Below are 20,175 nucleotides of genomic sequence, written 5' to 3' on the forward strand. Positions count from 1 at the left end.
GTTCCGAAAAAACGATAAGCAATTCGTGTTCTGTAAAAACAATAAGCAATTCATGTTCAGTAAAAACAATAAGAAATTCATGTTTAGTAAAAACAGTACGTAATTCGCGTGCAGAGAAATGTCTATTAGGGTTATAATTCATAAATATGATACTTAGGCATCGTAACCATGATACTTAGCGGTCGTAACTATCTTGTTTACGCCAGGGGTAACTAGGGTGAGTAGGAAATCGATTTTTCTGGGAGCCTATATATATACTATATCTTTCCTATAGTAAACGAACCTTTACATAAGGAAACTCTTAGAAAGTACCCTCCCCTTACTTACCCTACCCACCCCTAGAAGGGCAGGTCGGGGTCGGTATCCTGCTGCGAATAGTCGTCCTCTGCCTCCATCGCCAGGTGTACTTGCTGAGCCTTGATCATGTCGCCGTCACGCTCTATCACAAGATAGCCCCAACAGTGGTTCACCCTCACCTTGTGGAATCCCAGCTCGCAGAAAGCCCTGCCCACATATACGGCACTGAGCTTCTGGCTGATGCCCGCCCCGATAATCTGCAGGGCACGGCTGGCGGTCATGAATATGCCATGCTGCTCCTCGGTAGGAAGGGCGAAGTAGAGCGCAACGAGTTCTCGCTCCAGACGGGGTGCCTCAAACTTGTGGTTGTGAAGGTTGAGTTCGATAATCTCTTGCTGCGTAAACCAATATCTGAAGCCTGAGCGCAGCAGATGCAAAGCCTGGGCATAAATGTTGGGATAGTCGAAGGGATGCTCACGGGGCGACTGGATGCTCTCCACCTCGAAGGGCAGCCAGCGGCGATTGCCCGTAGGATCGGAAAGGAACTGAACGTTGTTGCCAGTGGCAGCAAATGAGGCTATATGTGGCCGATGCTCCGGGTAATGGGCGTAAGCAGCACGTTCGTCGATGGTGAGCATGGTGACGGCTGCCTTCAACTGGTTCAGCTCTGAGGGTTTCATCGTGTCCAGCTCCTCGCAAAGCATCAGTCCGTAGGTGGCGAGCACCAACAGATCGTCCTTAGAGAGGCGGCTGGCATTGGTCTTGGTGTAGAAATACTGGCGCAATTCGGACGGCAACAACATGGCTATCCAAGTGCTCTTGCCAGAGCCCTGTGCGCCTATCAAAACGATAATCACATTGTTTACCACGTCGTCGAGCGTCCATCCAGCCAGCATCCCCACGAGCCACTTGCGCAGGTAGCAGGTCCATAGCTTCTGTTGCTCCTCGCCACCCTTTACGGTCACGCTGTCGGCAAGCTGTTGTATGTAGTCGGTGTCGCCCTCGTGCCATTCGGGAAGGCTATTCAGATAGTCGGTGAACGGATTGAACGGCTGCACATAGTTGCTCTCGATGACACGGAAGAAGTCTTGTACCGCGGCACGGTTTGTCTTCGACATCTCGCTCCACAGAGTGTTGACCGCACGGTCGTTGATAATCTGCCAAAGTCCGGAGGCAGAAGAATCCTCGCCCTTTCCGTCGCCTTCTTCCTTCATGCGATACTCTACCCTCATGGTAATCTGGTTGTACCTCAGATCCACGTGCTCGCCTAGAAACTGGATGATGTCGTTCACGGAAGCTGACTTGCCCGCCTCATGGCGTCGGGGTTGCAGTTCGTGCTTGCGCTTGCCGTGCTCCTCAGTCTGACGGTAGCAACTGTCTACGGCAGCCTTCGGGCGCTCGTAGTCGGGAAACTCCTGACGGATGAACTCCAGGGCTGCATCGGCAGAGAAACCGAAGGCATTGAGCTTGTAGGCGAGGCACGATACATACTCATTCTTGCTGCCCGCCACATAAGTCTTCATCTCATGTTCCAGTTCCTTGGCAAGCTTGTCTTCGTAGAGACGGTCAATCTTCTTCACCTCCCGTCGCAATCGGGCCGTGGCATTATCCTGCAAGGTCTTCTCCTGCTGTCGTGCCACCAGCCAGTCGTAGCTGAAAGGTTCGGCGTCGGGACGGAAGAAGGCATCAGGGTCGTAGGCGGCACCCATCAGTCTGCCCAGGTTGCAGCAATGCTCGTCGTACTCCACGCCCAGCAGGTCGGAGAAATACTGGTTGCCATGACGGAAGGCCGTGGGATAGAACTTCATCTGCTCCTCCAGCGTCATTCCCGTTTTCATCTCATAGCGATAGAGCACGCGCAGTCCCTCGCCCGAAGCGGTGATGTGGAAGAACAAAGTGTGTCTGTCCTCTCTCAGCTTGGCGCAGAGTTTGGCTAGTTTCTCCTTTGGCACATGGTCGAAGTCAGAAAATCCGACGCCCGTCACCTCGATGATATCCTTCTTCGCCTTGCCACCCTGGAAGACGCAGGTCACGGAGAAGCAGTAGCACTGGCTCTTGTACTCCCTCTGGTGCGTGATGCGGTAACGCTTCGTCAGTTCGGCGAGCTGCTTGTCGCTCCTGATGATGTCCACCATTTGCTGGAACTTGATGACAGCAGGCACTGTAGACTGGTAGCCATTGAAAATGTTAATGTTCATAATTGCATTTCCTATGTTAAGTTAATAAATAAAATATTGTTAGTTGTTTTCACGAATTCATCGTTGTTTTTGTCTAACGCTGGCAAAATTATAAAAAGTCGGTGACATATCATCGCATTTGTTTCCTTGCTAGGGAACGAGTTTTAAACATAAATAACGTTTGAATTCATGAGTAACCAGAATGATTATGTACCAGTCCAGCTCATCATCAAGATTGGGAACCGCCTGTTGGCAGTGGATGGCTTAGGTCATCAAGTTTATAGTGCAAGATATTTAGAGAAGAATCATCTCAGCAGCAGGGCGCAGCATCATTTCCGTCACCACGAGTCGGTGTCAGTGATGCAGCTTTACGCCGCTATCCGCATCCTTCTCCTCAATACCTCTTCTGTCTGGGAGCGCATTCTTCAGATGTGTCGCATACTGGATATATTGGAGCAATGTTTCTGCGACTGTTATTCCGGTGTCACCCTCCATCCCTTTGAGGGTGGCATGGAGAAGATTGTCCGCGAAAAGATGCTCTCCGTGGCCGGCTACGACTTCGGGGCGGTGATAAGTGATGTGGGGGAGTGGAAAAGGAGGGAGTGAGAAATGGATGTATTGTCGGTATACTACAATGCCGTCTTTGCAATTGTGATGTAGCCTTTCCGTCATTGTTTATGCCCCAGGCGGTCCCATCCCGCACAATATGGCGTAGACCTTTGATGGTCCGCCAACCTTAGAACGTAGCGGTTCCGAGCACCGAGTAGGGCGGTTACATCCTTCCTTCTGAGGAGGAAGGCTTGGTTAGAGGTGGAGCTCTCCTTGCAGGAGAGACGGAGAGGTAGAAAAACTCCTTCTTTAACGGTAAGGAAGGGCGGGTAGGTTTTCGAAAAAACAAGATATATGACTAATTACAACGATATACAAATTATAATTATGGCTGGCGGCATAGGTAGCCGTTTCTGGCCTATGTCAACCCCCGATTACCCAAAGCAGTTCATTGATGTGATGGGTGTCGGCCGTTCCCTCATTCAATTGACAGTAGATAGATTGAAGCCAATCTGTCCTGTCGAGAACATGTGGGTAGTGACAAACGAGAAATACATCAGTATAGTCAAGGAGCAAATCCCTGATATGCCAGTAGATAACATATTATCAGAGCCGGAGGCTCGCAATACCGCTCCATGTATTGCTTATGCCTGTTGGAAAATCCAGAAGAAGCATCCTGATGCCAACATCGTGGTGACACCATCCGATGCCCTGGTCATCAATACCTCGGAGTATCAGCGAGTGCTCAGCAAAGCATTGAGCTATACTTCCGATAAGAACGCCATCGTTACCATCGGTATTAAGCCAAGCCGCCCAGAAACAGGCTATGGCTATATAGCCTCAGCAGAGCCAACATCAGTAGATGAAATCTACAAGGTTGAGGCTTTCAAGGAAAAGCCAGACCTGAAGACAGCCGAGCAATACCTTGCTGCCGGCAATTACTATTGGAATGCCGGAATCTTTGTATGGAACATTGATACCATCAGCAAGGCAATCCGCACCTTCCAGCCTCAGCTTGCCAGCATCATGGACGAGATGGCTCCTTCTTTCTATACTGAACAGGAGAAAGAGGTGGTCGGCAAACTCTTCCCAACCTGTGAGAAGATTAGCATCGACTATGCTGTAATGGAGAAGTCGAAGGAAATCTATACTTTGCCAGCCGAGTTCGGCTGGAGCGACTTAGGCAGCTGGGGTAGTCTCCGTACCTTGCTTCCACAGGATGAGGCTGGCAATGCTAAGGTAGGCAAGGACATCCGTTTGTATGAATGCAAGAACTGTGTGGTTCATGTAGCCGATGAAAGCAAGGTGGTGGTTCAGGGGTTGGATGGCTATATCGTAGCCGAGAAGAATGGACAACTGCTTGTTTGCTCTTTGAAAGAGGAACAGAGGATTAAAGAGTTTGGGAAATAAGTCACCCAAAAATGATGTTGTATTTCTTTATTTATAGACTTAATTAGACAAAAAATGACTTATTTTGCAAAATATAGAAATCGACTTGATTTGTCGGAATGGATGATACATTTTGTACACCAAAGAACAGGCAGCGAGACCTTGTCTGAACTTGCAACAATTGCGGCAAATGAGGGCTTTGAGATGGATAGCAGATATCATGACTATTATGACGAGGATGGTAATAAAAAATATATCTTGGATGAATTTGTTGACAATGAATACAGAATAGATAACGATGCTTCTGGCTTCGATGTATTAAAAAAGATTCTCCATGATGGTTTTATCCATAGCGGATGGTCAATGCGCAAAGGTAACCCTACAGTATACGGTCCCGTGTCTGCAGTCTGTTTTACGGAAATGCCTCTATATGCTTTGGTGGAGTATGCTAAAGCTAGGGGGCAAGTATCTGGATATGTAGGTGAATATGGAATAGCCTTTAAAAGAAACGAATTATATGCTGCGGGGGCAAGACCAGTAATCTATGGCCTGACTTCTGATCCTGTGGAAGTGCATCATGATAAAAGGGGAGTGTATCAAGGTAGGATGCTTTCTGAGAATCAGTTACCATTAGACGAACAATATAGATATGTCTCGACAAAGCTTACGGCTAATCCTGCCGAGAAGAATATTGATTGGATGATGGAAAGGGAATGGAGATGGCCTTTGCCTTATGATAAGCTAGGAGTGCCAGGAATACCTTTCTTTCTTTCGAAAGAGTATGCTAGCTTTTTTTCCGAGATATACATAATTGTTTCCACAGATGAAGAACTGAATGAGATAACCAACTATCTGAGAACCTTATACGATTCGAAAGGTACAAATACAGGGATTGCATATAATATTCTTGCTATAGAATCTGCTAAGGTTATTTCTTTGGAGTCTATATCGAAACTTGATATTGCTAATCTTGTAAAGCTGGAATCTCTTCCATTCGCCCAAATTCATTTACCTATAAAATACAACGTCTCTCAAGAGAAAGCATCAAAGATATTGGCTTGCTATGATAAAGCTTGCAAACTTGCAGATGATGCGATTGATCAATATTTGAACGATAACCCTGATTTTAAAGAGGACTATGGCTATTGGGGCTTTGTTAATGTTACTGTGAGAGGATATAGTAAATGTATAGAAGTTCTTAGAGAAAAAGGAAAGGCTAAATCCTATTCTGATGGTAAATATTATTTGGGGCAAATGTCTTCGTGTAGATCTATGAACGTAGAATTACTTGAAGTGGGGGCATGGGCGGCTGCTTATTATCTGTCGGATACCCTTAATGAGTATTTTAGTGTAGATCTTCAGTTTGATTGAAAGTATCAATTAGAATAATGGATCAAGGGTAAAATATTATGACTCAAACAAAAATAGAGATATTGAGGGCTGGATGCGGTGATTGTCTCTTTATCACAATAGAAAATGATGATGAGAAATTCCGCATCCTTGTTGATGGCGGTGTATCTGCAACTTATGTAGATTTAAAATGTGGATACCCGATGTCTGGAGATTTGAAAAGCAAGTTGGAAAGTTTGAAAAGAAAACATGAACATATTGACCTGCTGATTATTACTCATATTGATGATGATCATATTGGTGGACTTTTGGAATGGTTTTCTCATGATTTTCCTGATAAGACTTTGCTTCATGAGGTTTGGTTTAATGACAACATGCTTGTTCCATCTTATCAATCGACTAATAATAGCAAAGCAAATGCAATTTCTCTCAAAAGTCTTTTAGATGAACATGGCCTTTCATACAAAAATGGTATAACGCAGGGGCAGGCATATCTATATAATTGGGGAAAGATAACAGTCCTGTCACCAAATGTGAAATATCATAATAAAATCGCAAAAGCATTACAAACAACTTTGGATCAACGAAATATGACAGATAATAGTGGTAGTGATGATTATCGAATTAGTATAGATGAGTTGATGGAACGTAAATGGAAAATTACTTTGAGTGATGCTAATAAGGCTTCCATTGCATTTCTTCTTACTACTAAAGAAGGAGAAAACAATCTGCTGCTTGGAGATGCAGATATAAATACAGTTATTCATTCTATAAAGGAGTTAGGCTATTCTAAAGATAACAAGTTGATGTGTGAATTTATCAAACTTCCCCATCATGGCAGTAAGAATAACTATACGGACAAATTTTTAGAGGTTGTTGCAACAAAGAATTTCGTTGTATCAACAGATGGCTCTATTTACGGGCATCCTGATAAAGAGGTAATTGCGCACCTCATCAGAAAAACGAATTCGAATATACTCTTTAATTATGATTCGGTTCTACAAAGGCTCTTTACTGTAAAGGACCTGGCTACTTATCCGATGATTAAATCAAGGTGTAAACTTTTTACTAATAATGACTTACATTGATCAAATAAAACGGCTTTCGGTAAAAGTAAATGCAGGAAGTGGCATTTTAGTAAAACCCCTTGCCGGAAACCATCTTTTCGTTTTTACAGCATATCATGTAATAAAAGACTTGGATGATTCGGAGATAGTGATATCGTTAGCTTCTGATTTAACTGAAGTATTTTCTTATACAATTATCAAATCTTATCATTCTACTGATATTGAAGAAGATGTTGCCATCATAGAAATTGAAACCACTTATCAAGTAGAGCAGCTTTCTCTGTGTGAGGACTACTATAAGTATCGGAATCTTCGTCATGTTGGCTTTCCTGAAATTCGAAGAAACAAAGATGAAGTTCGAAGCGATTTTATAGATTATTCTATAAAAGAGTTTGGGCAGATGTTGGGGGATAAGTTACTTGAATATGAATATGATAAGTTTCATCAGCAAGCGGAATTGAGTGAATGTTCAGGGGGAGGAATAATTGATGGGGATTATCATCTACTAGGAGTACATAAATGTATCTCAAACAGAGATGGCAGGGAATATAATGGAAAAAGTTCATGCATACCTATAAGAAATTTCAAAAAGTTGATATCACAAGAGGATGCTTTGAAGGGAATAATCTATCTTGATTTATTAACGTTTGCGAGTTTTACCCCAAAAGCATTTCCTCCTCCTGTTTCTCCAAAGAAGAAGATAGAGGATTTGAAGAGTTTGTTAGTTGATATAAACTTTTTGCTTATGCAAATTAACAAGCTATCACCTCAAGAAATATATGAGCAACTTAAAAGTCACAATAAGTTGTGGGGCGATAAAGAGGATATACATGATTATAAGGAAGATACTTGGATAGAGATAGTTAGATATCTCGTAGGATGTCGGCTTTTAACGGGTATTGAATTGAATAATGATAAGATTTGCCTTATTGCAGATAAGTTTCGTTTTGTATATTCAGAAGAGGAATTTGATATTTCTGAAGCAAGAGACTATGTTAAACCCTGCGTAATTGGAAAAATAGATAAAGATACTGTAGTAGTTGTTGGTGGAATAAAGTCTACTGACTACGATTATGATGTGTGCCCTTCTGAAAAGGAGGTGCCTAATATCGGTAGGGCTTATATCGAAGAGAATGGCTTGGATATTTCAAAAAGTGGTAAAAACATGTTGGCCTATGTGACTTTTGTTAATAATAAACTATTTGTCGATACGATAAATCATAATTCTAGAGCCATAGGAGAGCATTCAAATGAGCCCCTTGATTTTTATTTGAATTTACTTAAAGATGCGATATATGGAAAAGACAAAGATAAATAGATACTTTTGTGATACTTTTGGTGTAGGTTCTACGATTGATATTTTTGTAACAGAGCCAATGAGTGTTGCAGACTTGGAGGAAGAATGGATAATGATACGTGATGATATTGCGATGAAATATCAGCGAAGTTTAACTGATGACTTTGAAAGGTGGAACTTTTATCTTTTCTATGTTGTCGAAGACATAGAATCTCTTCGGAGAAATCTAAAGTTTAAGATAGAACATAATACCCTCTCTTCTAGAAAGATTATTATTTCTGCAAAGGAGATAGAGGGAAATGTTATTCCAGAATATCTAATTCATAAATATTTGTGTTATACCATAGAGACGGAAAATACTGTTTATGGTAAACCATTTGTTAAGAATGATAAGGTTGTCGAATTGATAGAACGAAATAATCATGAAGATTAAATCAATTTATATACGGGCGTTTCGCTGTTTTGAAGAAGCAGATATTGATTTTTCAAAAGATGGTGTTAGTGCCAATTTAGTTGCCATACAGGCTCCTAATGGTTTTGGTAAAACCTCTCTTTTGGATGCCATAGAGTTTGGCATGACCAACAGAATTGAGCGATTTGAAAAGGCGAATTACAAAGATGACAATGTTGTAGATAAGAAGTTGCGAGATAAAAAGTCTTTTTTACATAATAAAGAATGTGTTAAAACCCCTATTAAAATAAGTATAGGTTGCGAGGATGGTGCTCGTTATGGAAATATTTATACAGATACGGATGAAAATCTATATGGTCGCAAAAATAATTTAAAGAATGAATATTTTCGAAGTGTCATCTTATCTCAAGATTGGTTTAGTGAATTCGTTTCTGCAACTGATCCAGAAAATCGATATGAAATATTTCTTAAATATTTTTATGATGGTGATGATATTGTAAGTTATAGGTTCAAGTTGAAACAGAAGATCAACGCTTTAAATGCAGAGAAAAATAAAACAGAAAAAAGAGTCGAGGACTTGGATGAGCTTTTGTCGGAACCTGTTACAGGTAATGTAAAAAATGAATTTGAAAAGCAACTTACTAAGTTAGAAGAACAGAATATCGTTTTTCCTACCCTCAGTGAACTTACAAAAGACAATTTGAATGAATCTATAGTTATTGTTGACAACAAAATAGTTTCTCTTTTGAAAAACCAGGAAAAGTTAGATTCTATTATACTACATCTTGATGATTCGCTTGAAGGAAAGTCTGATTGTCTGTCTTTATCTCAGCTCAGTATTGAGCTGATACATATAAAGAATGAGAAAATAAAACTCAAAAGAGTGAATGAAGAACTGGAAAAGCAATACAAACTTAAGCAGTTGCGAAAAGAATTGTCTTCGTTATTTAAGGTCAGAATGCCTTATAAGATAGAAAACGATGAATTAAACTTTGGATTAAATCATTTAATATCCCTTCATGATACTACCGTTGCCTTGGTTGAAAATGAGACAAAGCAAAAAAAAATAGAAGAAGAAATAAAAATATTGAAGGGAAAAGAGGCAACTCTCTGTAATGAGATATCGCAAGGAACAAAAAAGCGCCAATCTGTGATGGGGGAACTGAAATCTATTGTTTCCAAACTTTCTTCTCTTGAAGATGATTATGCGAGATTTCAGAGCGAGTTACAGAGTATTGCTGCCAAAGACAAAAAAATACAAACCATAATTAAAGAGATTGATAATGCACGAAATAGGATTACCAAGCTTTCTTCCAGACGTATTACTTTGTCTTCATATGTGCAGAAAGTTAATGATTTGGACTTTGTCTTAATGTCTGATGACTTCTTCCCAGATACGGTTGTCGCTTTGAAAAATAATGTAGAAAAGCGAAAGCAACAGAAAGGAGAATTGGCAGAGGTAGAAGGGCTAATCAGTGGTCAAAAGGACTATCAAAATGTAGTAAGAAAATTAATTATCGATGTCCAAAATGTAAATAGTGTCCTAAAAGATGGAGTATGCCCAGTCTGTGGCTATGATTATAAATCGCAGGAGGAATTATTGCAACGAATAGAAGCAAATAATATCCTAGATGATTCGATAAAGAATCTTTTAGGACAAAAGCAACGTATCGTTGATGAAATTCAAAGTTTGTCTCGAGAAATTCAGAATGCTCAAACTAATCTTCTTGGTGTTATCTCTAATAAAGTTGAAAAATGTAATAAGCTCATCTATCAGCTTAAAGACTCTATTGTTGAGAAAGAAAGAGCTCAAGTAGAGTTAAAATCGGAAATTGAAACCCAAAAGGAGGCTATACAGAATTTGTCTTTGGAGTTTAAGGATTTCTCTTTGGAACAACTCCGCCTTGCTTATATGGAGCATAAATCAAGCAAAGAAATAGAATTTAAAGACGTCGATGAGTCAATAAGGAATAAGGAGAAAGAGAAAAATACGGTGCTTGAGACTGTTGAAAATAAGCAGAAATCCAAAGATGTTTTGCTTGTACAATACTCTGCATTATTAACAAATCCAGAGTATTTGAATCTTTCTGAAAAGTTAAAGCAAGATTTACGTAGTCCTTCTTTTTCATCAATACAATGGAAAGATAGACTGGAGGTGGTTTCTGAAGAAATAAAGAAACTAGATATTCAAACTTCCGTCTTGAAAGATTCTATCCAGAAACTGGAGGTTGAGGGAATATCGGAGGATCAAATCGACTTGAATGTGGAATTTAAAAAAATATCGGAGTCTGAGATAGAGGATATGAAGACTAATGTTTCTAAAACATTGTCTTATCTGAATACTCAGTGTGAGGTGCATGAATTGGATCCTCTGCTAATAGAACAAAGTCTTGATATCAAGATGGTGAAAGTGGCGGTTAATGAAGCTCAGCAGCGTAATGCAAAATCAAAGTTAACTATAACTCGAAACATAAAAGAACTTGAAATCTTAAAAGACTTAATGGTGAAATCCATAAAATATATGGAGTATCAGGAAAATCTCGATGAAAAAAATAAATTAAAGAAGGTGCTCAGTACTTTAGAAAGTGAGTTGGAGTGTTGTTCAAATGAAAATGTATCATTAGAGAATTATATTAATGACTATGTTAATAATTTTTTTGATTTAGATTTGATTAATCGACTTTATAATACAATAGATCCACACCCTGATTATAAAAAAATAAAGTTTTCCTGTAATTTCGATAATATAAGGCCAAAGTTGAGTATTGTAATGAGACAAATGGATAAGGATATGAAGCCGATTGTTCCCAACTTATACTTTAGTACTGCGCAAATCAACATCTTGTCATTTTGTATCTTTTTGGCAAAAGCATTACATGCAAAGAATGACAAAGGGGAAGCTGTAGACTGTATATTTATCGATGATCCTATTCAATCTCTTGATGATATAAATATCTTGTCATTAATTGATTTGTTGAGAAATTTAGCTTTTACAAATAAAAAGCAGATTATTTTGACGACCCACGATAAGAATTTCTATGAATTGTTGAAACGCAAGATGCCTGCGAATCTTTTTAATTCAAAGTTTTTAAAACTTTATGAAAGGGGCAAAGTGACTGTAGATAAGACTTATTAAAAGATAACCTATTTTTAGGTTAAAAATGACATAATTATGGAAACTGTTAAAGTATTAAATATAGATATTCAGAATATTACTCGTCAGGAACTCTTGGAGAACCTGAAGGAGGGTGTTCTTGTGACTCCTAATCTTGACCATCTGATTAAGCTTCAGAAGGACAAGGAGTTTTATGATGTGTATCAGAAGTCGGAATGGGTAGTGTGTGACAGTAAGATCCTCTACCTGTTCGGTAAGTTGTTGAAGACCCCAATCAAGGAAGCAATTCCGGGTTCCAGCTTCTTCACCTCTTATTATATGTATCATAAGAATGATGCTGACTGCAAAATCTTCTTGCTTGGTGCCAAGGAGGGTATTGCTGCCAGGGCTATGGAACGTATCAATGAGAAGGTGGGACGTCGGATGGTGGTTGGTGCTCATTCTCCTTCCTTTGGCTTCGAGAAGCATGAGGATGAATGTGAGAAGTTGGTTCGCATCGTGAACGAGAGTGGTGCAAATGTACTGCTCGTTGGTGTGGGTGCTCCAAAGCAAGAGAAGTGGATTATGAAGTATCGTGATAAGATGCCTGGAGTAAAGGTATTCATGGCTCTGGGTGCTACCATTGACTTTGAAGCTGGAACATTGAAACGTGCGCCTAAGGTTTGGCAGAAAATCGGTATGGAGTGGCTGTATCGTTGCATGAAGGAGCCAAAGCGCCTCTTCAAACGTTATTTCGTGGATGATATGCAGTTCTTCTATTACTTCGGTAAGCAGCTCTTGGGAATATACAAGGATCCTTTCCGAAAAAAGTAGAATTACTTTCTTCGGAAGAACTTACATAGTAAGGCTATCGGAAGAAGGATGATAGCTGCTATGTAGGATAATATGATGCGTATGGTTTGTATCATGCGTGCAAAAGTACAGCTTTATGTTGAAACAACAAAAGATTTTCTTTGATTTCTTGCGATTCTGCATTGGTTCTGGTGATGAAATACTTGATTCCTTGAAGGAAGCGGATTGGAAAGAGATATATGCTATCGCCAAGAAGCAATGTCTGGTGGGTGTTCTCTTTGATGGTATCAAGAAGCTACCTGCTGAATATGTAGGGATAGAGAAGGAGTTACTGCTCCAATGGATGGCGGAAAGCCAAATGTTGGAAAAAGCGAATGTTCGGTTGAACGATGCTGCCATTCATGTTTCTGAGTGGTTCCGGAAGAAGGGATTCAGAACCTGTATCCTGAAAGGGCAGGGGAATGCATTGATGTATCCGAATCCTTATTCCAGGACTCCTGGCGATATTGATATCTGGGTGGAAGGTGGAGATAAACGGGTTATCTCCTTTGTCCGCTCTATCTCGCCTCATGAAAAGGCGTGCTATCACCACATCGAGTTCCCATCGTATAAGGGTGTGGAGGTTGAAGTGCATTATCGGCCTAGCTTCCTGTTGTGTTTCAGGCATAACAGAAAGCTTCAGAAATATTATGAAAGGGTGAAGGAGGAGCAGTTCTCGCATCGGGTAATGTTGGGAGAGCAAGGGGAGATTGCAATTCCGACGGTGGAATTCAATCTCATCTTCCAGTTGACTCATATCTTCTCGCATCTGATGAATGAGGGGATTGGGTTAAGACAGCTTCTTGATTACTACTATGTTCTTTGCGACTTTTATAAAGTCTATCAAAATTTTTCGAATCCCTCCGTCTCCCTTTCCAAAGGGAGCTCCACTTTCTCCCCAAGCCCCTCTTCCTCAGGAAGCGGGGATGTAACCGCCCTACTCGGTGCTCAGAACCGCTACGCTCTAAGGTTGTCGGACCATCAAAGGTCTACGCCAGATTGTGCGGGATGGGACCGCCTTGGTGTTTTACAGAAGGAATTGAAGGAGTTGGGGATGTGGAAGTTTGCCGGTGCCATTATGTATATCATGCAGGAGGTGTTCGGCATGCCTGCCTCTCGGCTTATTGTTCCTCCGAATGAGAAGTATGGTAAGTTTGTGCTGAATGAAGTGCTGGAAGCTGGGAACTTCGGAAGGCATGATGCCCGGAATCGGTTTGGTAGGTCACAGCTTGGACATAATCTCCAAAGGGTATATCGGGATATAAGACTCGTGAGGTATTTTCCTGGTGAGGCTCTTTGTGAGCCTATCTTTAGAACATGGCATTTCTTTTGGAGGCTAAAATATAAAAAATAAAATAATCAGATAATTAATTGAAATAACTTTGTTTATGTTTATCGAGATGCAGATAGGCAATCAGCTAGATGAGGATGACAATCTGCACTTCGATTATCAATGATAATCATAATGAAGAAAAAAGTTTTTGTAAGCGGTTGCTATGACCTGCTACATTCTGGTCATGTGGAGTTTTTCCAGCAGGCATCTCAGTATGGTGACCTGTATGTGGGTATCGGATCGGATGCTACTTATCTGGAGTATAAGCATCGCAAGCCTATGTTTCCGCAGGAGGAAAGGCTATTCATGGTCAAGAATATCAAGGCGGTGAAGGATGCGTATATCAATGAGGGAAGCGGAGTCATCGATTTTCTGCCAACTCTTGATAAGGTGAAACCGGACGTGTTTGTGGTGAACGCAGAAGGTGGGTCTGATGAGAAACGTAGAATCTGTAAGGAAAGGGGCATAGAATATGTCGAGCTCCAGCGCACGCCTCATGCTGGTTTGAAGGCGCGGTCTTCTTCTGGCTTGAAGAAGGCGTTATTGAACGTATCTGAGAATTCGGCACAGGAGGCGGGGATTCCTACCCGTCTGGATCTGGCTGGTACTTGGATTGACCAGCCTTATGTAAGCATGTATCATCCGGGATGGGCGATTACCATCTCGCTGGAACCGACCTTTGAGGTGCGCGACCGCTGTGGTCTGTCTACCTCTACCCGTAAGGTGATTCAGAAGATTTGGCCGGTGAAGTTGCCGAAGATGGATCCGGAGATGCTTGCCCGACTGGTATTCTGCTTCGAGAACAATCCAGAGCGTCACGATGGTATCATCTCGGGTGCCCAGGATTCTATCGGTATCTGTGTTCCCGGTCTGGTGCGTCATTATTATGACAACAACTTCTGGCCGGAGAAGATTGAGAGTACGCAGGATGAGATGACCCTCCGTTTCCTGGAAGACCATCTGGTGATGATTCCGATGGAACCGAGACGGCCGGGATGCAGTGTGGTGGAAGGTAAGGATATCACACCTGAGAAGGTGAAGGCGCTGGCTGATGCAGCTGATGCCTGCTGGAAGGCAATTCTGGCGCACGACCTTGATGCCTTTGCTGCAGCATACAGGGCATCTTTCGAAGCCCAGATTGCGATGTTCCCGGGTATGGTGAATCCGTCTATCAATGGTGTGATAGAACCGGAGGCGAGTGTGCAGCCGATGATTGACCGCTACAGCAACATGGAGGAGGTTCTGGCATGGAAGATGCCGGGAGCCGGTGGCGGCGGTTATCTGGCACTGGTAGTAAAGGACAGTCTTAAATTTGCAGAGAATCATGACGAAGCCATCCATCTTCAGATACGAAGGGCATAACTATCTGGTTCCCTTCCTCATCATCAGCAGCCTCTTCTTCATGTGGGGCTTTGCCCATGGCATCCTGGAGGTGCTGAATCCGCATTTCCAGGAGTCGTTTCATATCAGCAAGGCGATGTCGGCCTTGACGCAGACTGCTGTCTATGGTGCCTACTTTCTGATGGCGCTGCCTGCCGGATGGATTATCCGGAAGTGGGGCTACAGGAGGGGAGTGATAACAGGACTGGTTCTCTTCGGTATCGGTGCCCTAATGTTCATACCGGGAAGCAGGATCAACAGTTTCTACTTCTTCGTTCTGTCGCTGTTTGTGATAGGATGCGGACTGACCTGTCTGGAAACGAGTGCCAATCCGTATACCACGGTACTGGGACATCCTGACAAGGCGGAGAGCAGAATCAACCTGTCGCAGTCGCTCAATGGTATCGGATGGATTGTGGGACCGCTGGTTGGCGGACAGCTTCTGTTCTCGGGTGTCAACATCGCCATCCCTTATGCCCTGGTGGGTATCTTCGTGCTTTCTGTGGCGCTGGTCCTGTCAAGGATCAAGTTGCCGGACCCAAGGAGAGCGCATGAGGCGGATACGAACGAGATGGTGGAGGAGAAGCCGATGCGAGTGATGGCATTCGGTTTCGGTATGCTGACCTTGTTTCTTTATGTAGCAGCCCAGACGGGTGTGAACAGTTTCTTCATCAACTATGCAGAAGAGAGCATTCATATAGAGAAGCAGACTGCCAGTCTGTATCTCGCTTTTGGCGGAATGGGGTTGTTCTTTATTGGCCGACTGGCTGGTGGTGTCATCATGAATTATATCCAGCCAAGGCTGGTGCTGCAGGTCAGTGCCATCCTCACCTTTGTAGCCACATTGATTGTAGTGGTATGTAACGGAACCTTATCTCTCATTGCGTTCTTCGCCCTGTATCTGGGAGAGAGCATCATGTTTCCGACTATCTTCTCGCTGGCATTGAGGGATGCGGGTACAAAGACCAAGCTTGCCTCTTCATTGCTTATCATGACGATAGTGGGTGGAGCGGTTGCTCCGGTAATCATGGGGTATATTGCGGATACTACGGGCTGTATGGCGATTGCCTTTCTCATACCGCTGGTTTGTTATGGGGGGATTGGAGGGTATGCTGCAACAAAAGAAAACTCTTCGACTGGTATTGGGTGAATCTGAAAGAGTGATGAATTTTGGGAAATGCTCCTCTGCTCTTAATGAGTTTGTTTGAGGGGATGGGAGTTAGTTATACGAATATCTTTAATTATCAACACGTAGAAATGAAGTTCTTGAATCTATCTGCAATAAAGAAATTTTATAATGTTTGTAAGAAGAGATTTTTTAAGTTTCTTACACAAGCAGAAAACATACTGCCATATTATTATAGTTTAATAGCTTGTGTGATATTCTTGTGGCTTGCGGAATCATATATAACAAGTGCCCTTGGTACATTGAATGCTTGGTGTGTTTGTGATTTGAATAAAACTGCATTTGGATGGATTGTCTTCTTCTCTGTAAGTTTGTATATTGGAGTATCCATATGGAAATATGTAAGGAGAGGACTTTATGTTTCACATCGGTATCTGTGTTGGTGGAGTACAGGACTAGCATATTACCTGTATTATAGACTATTATCCTCTCATTTTCTTTTTTGGGGTATCAATGTCTTAGGCATGAATATAGCATATTTGGATTTGCTTGTTCCTGCATTTTTGACACTTGTAATTTTGAAAATTCTCAATTCTGTTAAAGAAACCGAACGAACTTCTGGCGGTAACATACTGAGCGATGAACCTATAAATGACATAGAATCCGATTTGTTTGGCTACAAGGATATAGTATGGTATCTAAAAGGAGATTTAGAAACAGTTGATGTGACTGAACATGCTTTTAGCGTTGGAATTACTGGAGAATGGGGAACAGGAAAGAGTTCTTTTCTTACCTGTTGGCGGAATTAAAAAACCGCCTGAAAATTAGTATATTTTTATGGAGAAAAAGTTATGCATCTCGTTGATTTTTAGTAACTTTGTAGTGTCCAATTATAAAGTTATATATTTCACGCTATGCACAACTTGTATGCAAATTTCGTAAAAATTCTTGAGATATGCAAGGATTTCTCCAAAAATTTAGTTAATGAGCTAGGAAATATTCCTCGCCCTGGAGTCGTACCACGTTTTTCAGACCTCGAAGTTGTTGCTTTGAGCTTGACAGCCGAGCATCTTAGCATCGACAGTGAAAACAACTTGTTCGATAGGCTGAAGGAGTATAAGGCAGATATGCCAAATCTGATTTCCCGACGCCAGTTCAATGACAGGCGAAAGTTCACTGCGGAACTATGTGAGAAGATTCGTAAGCGCATAGCGTCAAAGATGGATGGTGCAGAAGAATATTTCTGCATAGATTCCAAACCAATAGAGGTGTGTCGCTTGTCCAGAGGCTTGCGTTGCAAGATGAAAGGAACAGACGTAACAAACTCTCCTGCATTTGGCTATTGCGCTACTCAGAAGATATACTACTTTGGGTATAAGCTCCACGCTGTCTGTGGGTTAAGTGGAGTTATCCACTCGTATGACCTGAGTCCAGCTGATGTTCATGACATTCATTTTCTTAAAGATGTAAAGTTTCAATTCTATGACTGTTGCATCCTTGGCGATCGTGCTTACCTCAGTGCGGAACTACAGCAAGACTTGTTTTCTTCTGTAGGCATCAAGTTGGAAGTTCCATATCGCTTGAACATGAAGAATTGGCGACCAACATTTAAGCCTTATGCTAAGGCGAGGAAGAGAATCGAGACAAATTTCTCTCAACTTTGTGATCACTTCATGCTCTTCCGAAACTATGCTAAGCAAACACCAGGACTGTTTACCCGAATCATCGGGAAAATCAGCGCATTTACAGTCTTGCAATATATTAATTATGTAAACAACAGACCGATTGGCAGGGTTAAGTATGCGCTAAATTAATTCCGCCAATGGGTTAGAGAAGCAAAATCCTGTGCAGTTGGCTGATATGATAGAAATGCTGTTGAAAGACAGAGAGCTCCGTGAGGATATGGGAATAGTAGGAAAGGAGAAGTTTGAACAAGAATTTACTTTGAGTAAGTTTGAGGAGAGGATAGGGTATATATTATCGAGATGTATTAAGTTGGATAGAATATAGTGAATTCTGTTACAACTCTGCAATTTTGAGGATTCAGAATCGAGAATATGAGGTAAATATAGATTTTATGGTGAAAAACTAATAAAAATCAATAAAAAATAACCAACTTTGATGGATTTTGATTACTTTTGCAATAAAAATAATAATATAGCAGAACAATGGAAAAGAAAGATATGAGTTTGTCGTATGTAGCTGTTTGGAATCAACCAATGGCTATGATGCCGCAGATGGATGGAAAATTTTGCCGTGAATTGTTTGGGATGCCATACGAAACGGTGAATGGACTGACACCTGAAGGTTATACTATTGCAGTGAATAATAAACCATATCCAATGGTCATTATTAATCCTGCTAAGCTTATTGTAAAAGCTCAAGATATTGAAAGCTTGGTTTGTTATGTTGAGGCAATAAAAAACGAATTGAAAAGAATCAATCCTGAATTCAAAATGGCGTTGTCTGCCTTTGGAATTAACTTTGAAAAGGAAATTTTGGGTTTAGGTGAAAATGCAGAAGTTTGGATGTGGGACCATTTTATTAATGGAAACATCGCACCGAATAGCGATTTCCACTTGTGTGGTAAATTGACTTTACGAATTGGTCTTGATGATAATCAGGTCGCAAATGTGGATGTTGAACCAAGAATGGGGGTGGATGATGGTGTCTTTATCAATATCAATCATCATCATAATCAGAATTCAGACTCGATTCCCGATGCTCTTCAACTGAGAAGTTTAATAGAGACTTCTATAGAAAAAGTAAATTCTGAGGTTGTTGATCATTTGTTTAATGAATAATATTTAGGATTATGGATAAAACAACTATGACGGTAAGTAGCCAAAGCTTTTTTGCAAAGAAATGTGCATTGATGGCAATGACTATGACTGCGTTGACTGTTAATGCAAATCCTGTAGATACAGGGCTTGGCTTTGCTGCTAATGGTAATTCTTTGGCTTTTTGTAGCTTTGAAAGTAATACGCAGATGCAGCAAGATAATATTTATTTGTTTCCTAAAAAGAAGAATTTTAGAGAAAGATACAAAAGAATCTCTCAATCGAATTGGTTTAATAGCACTTATAACGGAAAAACTCTAGGAGAAATTTTAACGATTGAAGAATGAGCATTTGGATTTCAGAATTTAAGGGGCAGATTACTCAAGGAACCATTGTGGATGGTGTGGATTGGGGATTAGGAGATGAAAATCCTTTGGGAATTGTCATCTCTAATGCTTGTGACTTGGAACATGATCATAGTGGCTTCTTGATGGTTGCTGCTTTGGAAGTGGCTGCTGATGTGCTTGGTTCTTCTAAAGAATTTCAGAGTATCGTAAAAGATTCTACTGATGGGCAGTTAAAGAAAAAACAATATGATGCCTTAATAAGATTTTTATCTGGGTATATCCATAATAAGAATATATGTAGGCATTTCTTTTTTGATCCTCGTCCTGTGATTGATTTGGATAGCTTAGTCGTTGATTTTCAACATCTAAAATCGTTAAACTTAGATTCTATTGACGGCTTGAAACCGATAGGACAGCTTAATCATCCTTTTGTGGAACAGATGATGATGCGTTTTACTAGCTATGTGGCAAGGATTCCTGTTGATAGACCGACAGAGGAAGATGAGAAGAAATATATACAAGAGCTAGCAGGCTCTTATGCTTTAAAGAGTTAATTTCAGATTATGATTTTTGTGTAACAATTGCTGTTCGCAATGAAAACAATGTTTATTTGGGAACAGCAATTGTGCGAATTTCGAACTCAGTCTTACTAATCTTTTACTTACTGAATATAGCATTCTCAAAAGCCATTTCTCTAATTATCTTACCATAATATTCTTTGATAA

General features: G+C 41.1%; 16 protein-coding genes and 1 pseudogene. 16 read left to right on the forward strand and 1 reads right to left on the reverse strand.

All coding sequences use genetic code 11. The annotated features are described in order from the left end of the window. Positions 1-338 precede the first annotated feature (338 nt). Positions 339-2,495, reverse strand: a complete 2,157-nt coding sequence (locus RCO84_RS01735; RefSeq protein WP_317583642.1) for a VapE domain-containing protein — start codon at positions 2,493-2,495, stop codon at positions 339-341. Between the two features lie 168 nt (positions 2,496-2,663). On the opposite strand from RCO84_RS01735, the gene RCO84_RS01740 reads away from it, so the two are divergent. The 16 genes and pseudogenes from RCO84_RS01740 (at position 2,664) to RCO84_RS01815 (ending at position 20,004) form a co-directional block, all read left to right on the forward strand. Continuing rightward, positions 2,664-3,080: a hypothetical protein gene (locus RCO84_RS01740; protein WP_317577398.1), complete on the forward strand. Its 417-nt coding sequence runs from the start codon at positions 2,664-2,666 to the stop codon at positions 3,078-3,080. Between the two features lie 297 nt (positions 3,081-3,377). Continuing rightward, entirely contained in the window at positions 3,378-4,433 is a 1,056-nt protein-coding gene (locus RCO84_RS01745) for a mannose-1-phosphate guanylyltransferase (RefSeq protein ID WP_317583643.1), read from the forward strand. Between the two features lie 54 nt (positions 4,434-4,487). Next, positions 4,488-5,783 (forward strand): hypothetical protein, encoded by a 1,296-nt coding sequence (locus tag RCO84_RS01750; protein WP_317583644.1) that lies wholly within the window; start codon positions 4,488-4,490, stop codon positions 5,781-5,783. A 38-nt stretch (positions 5,784-5,821) separates the two neighbouring features. Beyond that, positions 5,822-6,850: a ComEC/Rec2 family competence protein gene (locus tag RCO84_RS01755; protein ID WP_293513212.1), complete on the forward strand. Its 1,029-nt coding sequence runs from the start codon at positions 5,822-5,824 to the stop codon at positions 6,848-6,850. After that, complete coding sequence (locus RCO84_RS01760) at positions 6,837-8,147, forward strand: ABC-three component system protein (protein ID WP_317583645.1); 1,311 nt, start codon at positions 6,837-6,839, stop codon at positions 8,145-8,147. Before RCO84_RS01755 ends, RCO84_RS01760 begins: the two co-directional genes overlap by 14 nt. Next, positions 8,125-8,559 (forward strand): ABC-three component system middle component 1, encoded by a 435-nt coding sequence (locus RCO84_RS01765; protein ID WP_293513216.1) that lies wholly within the window; start codon positions 8,125-8,127, stop codon positions 8,557-8,559. Before RCO84_RS01760 ends, RCO84_RS01765 begins: the two co-directional genes overlap by 23 nt. Then, entirely contained in the window at positions 8,549-11,674 is a 3,126-nt protein-coding gene (locus tag RCO84_RS01770) for an AAA family ATPase (RefSeq protein WP_317583646.1), read from the forward strand. The genes RCO84_RS01765 and RCO84_RS01770 overlap by 11 nt, the downstream gene beginning before the upstream one ends. Positions 11,675-11,710: 36 nt before the next feature. Then, positions 11,711-12,466 carry a WecB/TagA/CpsF family glycosyltransferase gene (locus tag RCO84_RS01775; RefSeq protein WP_317583647.1) on the forward strand — a complete coding sequence of 252 codons (756 nt, stop codon included), beginning with the start codon at positions 11,711-11,713 and terminating at the stop codon, positions 12,464-12,466. A gap of 115 nt (positions 12,467-12,581) precedes the next feature. Then, positions 12,582-13,838, forward strand: a complete 1,257-nt coding sequence (locus RCO84_RS01780) for a nucleotidyltransferase family protein (RefSeq protein ID WP_317583648.1) — start codon at positions 12,582-12,584, stop codon at positions 13,836-13,838. 111 nt (positions 13,839-13,949) lie between these two features. Continuing rightward, on the forward strand, positions 13,950-15,179 hold the full coding sequence (locus tag RCO84_RS01785) for an adenylyltransferase/cytidyltransferase family protein (protein ID WP_317583649.1): 1,230 nt from the start codon (positions 13,950-13,952) through the stop codon (positions 15,177-15,179). Then, positions 15,142-16,347 (forward strand): sugar MFS transporter, encoded by a 1,206-nt coding sequence (locus RCO84_RS01790; protein WP_317583650.1) that lies wholly within the window; start codon positions 15,142-15,144, stop codon positions 16,345-16,347. The genes RCO84_RS01785 and RCO84_RS01790 overlap by 38 nt, the downstream gene beginning before the upstream one ends. Before the next feature lie 20 nt (positions 16,348-16,367). Then, positions 16,368-17,132: a P-loop NTPase fold protein gene (locus RCO84_RS01795; RefSeq protein WP_317583651.1), complete on the forward strand. Its 765-nt coding sequence runs from the start codon at positions 16,368-16,370 to the stop codon at positions 17,130-17,132. A gap of 28 nt (positions 17,133-17,160) precedes the next feature. Next, positions 17,161-18,137, forward strand: a pseudogene (locus RCO84_RS01800) (IS982 family transposase). 354 nt (positions 18,138-18,491) lie between these two features. Then, positions 18,492-19,127, forward strand: coding sequence for a hypothetical protein (locus RCO84_RS01805; RefSeq protein WP_288575826.1), 636 nt, complete (start codon positions 18,492-18,494; stop codon positions 19,125-19,127). A gap of 11 nt (positions 19,128-19,138) precedes the next feature. Then, positions 19,139-19,450 carry a hypothetical protein gene (locus RCO84_RS01810; protein WP_288575828.1) on the forward strand — a complete coding sequence of 104 codons (312 nt, stop codon included), beginning with the start codon at positions 19,139-19,141 and terminating at the stop codon, positions 19,448-19,450. Continuing rightward, a complete protein-coding gene (locus RCO84_RS01815; RefSeq protein WP_288575829.1) occupies positions 19,447-20,004 on the forward strand; it encodes a hypothetical protein in 558 nt (185 codons plus the stop codon). The genes RCO84_RS01810 and RCO84_RS01815 overlap by 4 nt, the downstream gene beginning before the upstream one ends. The last annotated feature ends 171 nt before the right edge of the window (positions 20,005-20,175 follow it).

Origin of the sequence: Segatella copri (assembly GCF_949820605.1) — a bacterium.
In the GTDB taxonomy this organism is placed as follows: Bacteria; Bacteroidota; Bacteroidia; order Bacteroidales; family Bacteroidaceae; genus Prevotella.

Coding starts and splice junctions, on each gene's coding strand:
- RCO84_RS01735 (WP_317583642.1), bottom strand. CDS start 2,495: ATGAACATTAACATTTTCAATGGCTACCAGTCTACAGTGCCTGCTGTC.
- RCO84_RS01740 (WP_317577398.1), top strand. CDS start 2,664: ATGAGTAACCAGAATGATTATGTACCAGTCCAGCTCATCATCAAGATT.
- RCO84_RS01745 (WP_317583643.1), top strand. CDS start 3,378: ATGACTAATTACAACGATATACAAATTATAATTATGGCTGGCGGCATA.
- RCO84_RS01750 (WP_317583644.1), top strand. CDS start 4,488: ATGACTTATTTTGCAAAATATAGAAATCGACTTGATTTGTCGGAATGG.
- RCO84_RS01755 (WP_293513212.1), top strand. CDS start 5,822: ATGACTCAAACAAAAATAGAGATATTGAGGGCTGGATGCGGTGATTGT.
- RCO84_RS01760 (WP_317583645.1), top strand. CDS start 6,837: ATGACTTACATTGATCAAATAAAACGGCTTTCGGTAAAAGTAAATGCA.
- RCO84_RS01765 (WP_293513216.1), top strand. CDS start 8,125: ATGGAAAAGACAAAGATAAATAGATACTTTTGTGATACTTTTGGTGTA.
- RCO84_RS01770 (WP_317583646.1), top strand. CDS start 8,549: ATGAAGATTAAATCAATTTATATACGGGCGTTTCGCTGTTTTGAAGAA.
- RCO84_RS01775 (WP_317583647.1), top strand. CDS start 11,711: ATGGAAACTGTTAAAGTATTAAATATAGATATTCAGAATATTACTCGT.
- RCO84_RS01780 (WP_317583648.1), top strand. CDS start 12,582: ATGTTGAAACAACAAAAGATTTTCTTTGATTTCTTGCGATTCTGCATT.
- RCO84_RS01785 (WP_317583649.1), top strand. CDS start 13,950: ATGAAGAAAAAAGTTTTTGTAAGCGGTTGCTATGACCTGCTACATTCT.
- RCO84_RS01790 (WP_317583650.1), top strand. CDS start 15,142: ATGACGAAGCCATCCATCTTCAGATACGAAGGGCATAACTATCTGGTT.
- RCO84_RS01805 (WP_288575826.1), top strand. CDS start 18,492: ATGGAAAAGAAAGATATGAGTTTGTCGTATGTAGCTGTTTGGAATCAA.
- RCO84_RS01810 (WP_288575828.1), top strand. CDS start 19,139: ATGGATAAAACAACTATGACGGTAAGTAGCCAAAGCTTTTTTGCAAAG.
- RCO84_RS01815 (WP_288575829.1), top strand. CDS start 19,447: ATGAGCATTTGGATTTCAGAATTTAAGGGGCAGATTACTCAAGGAACC.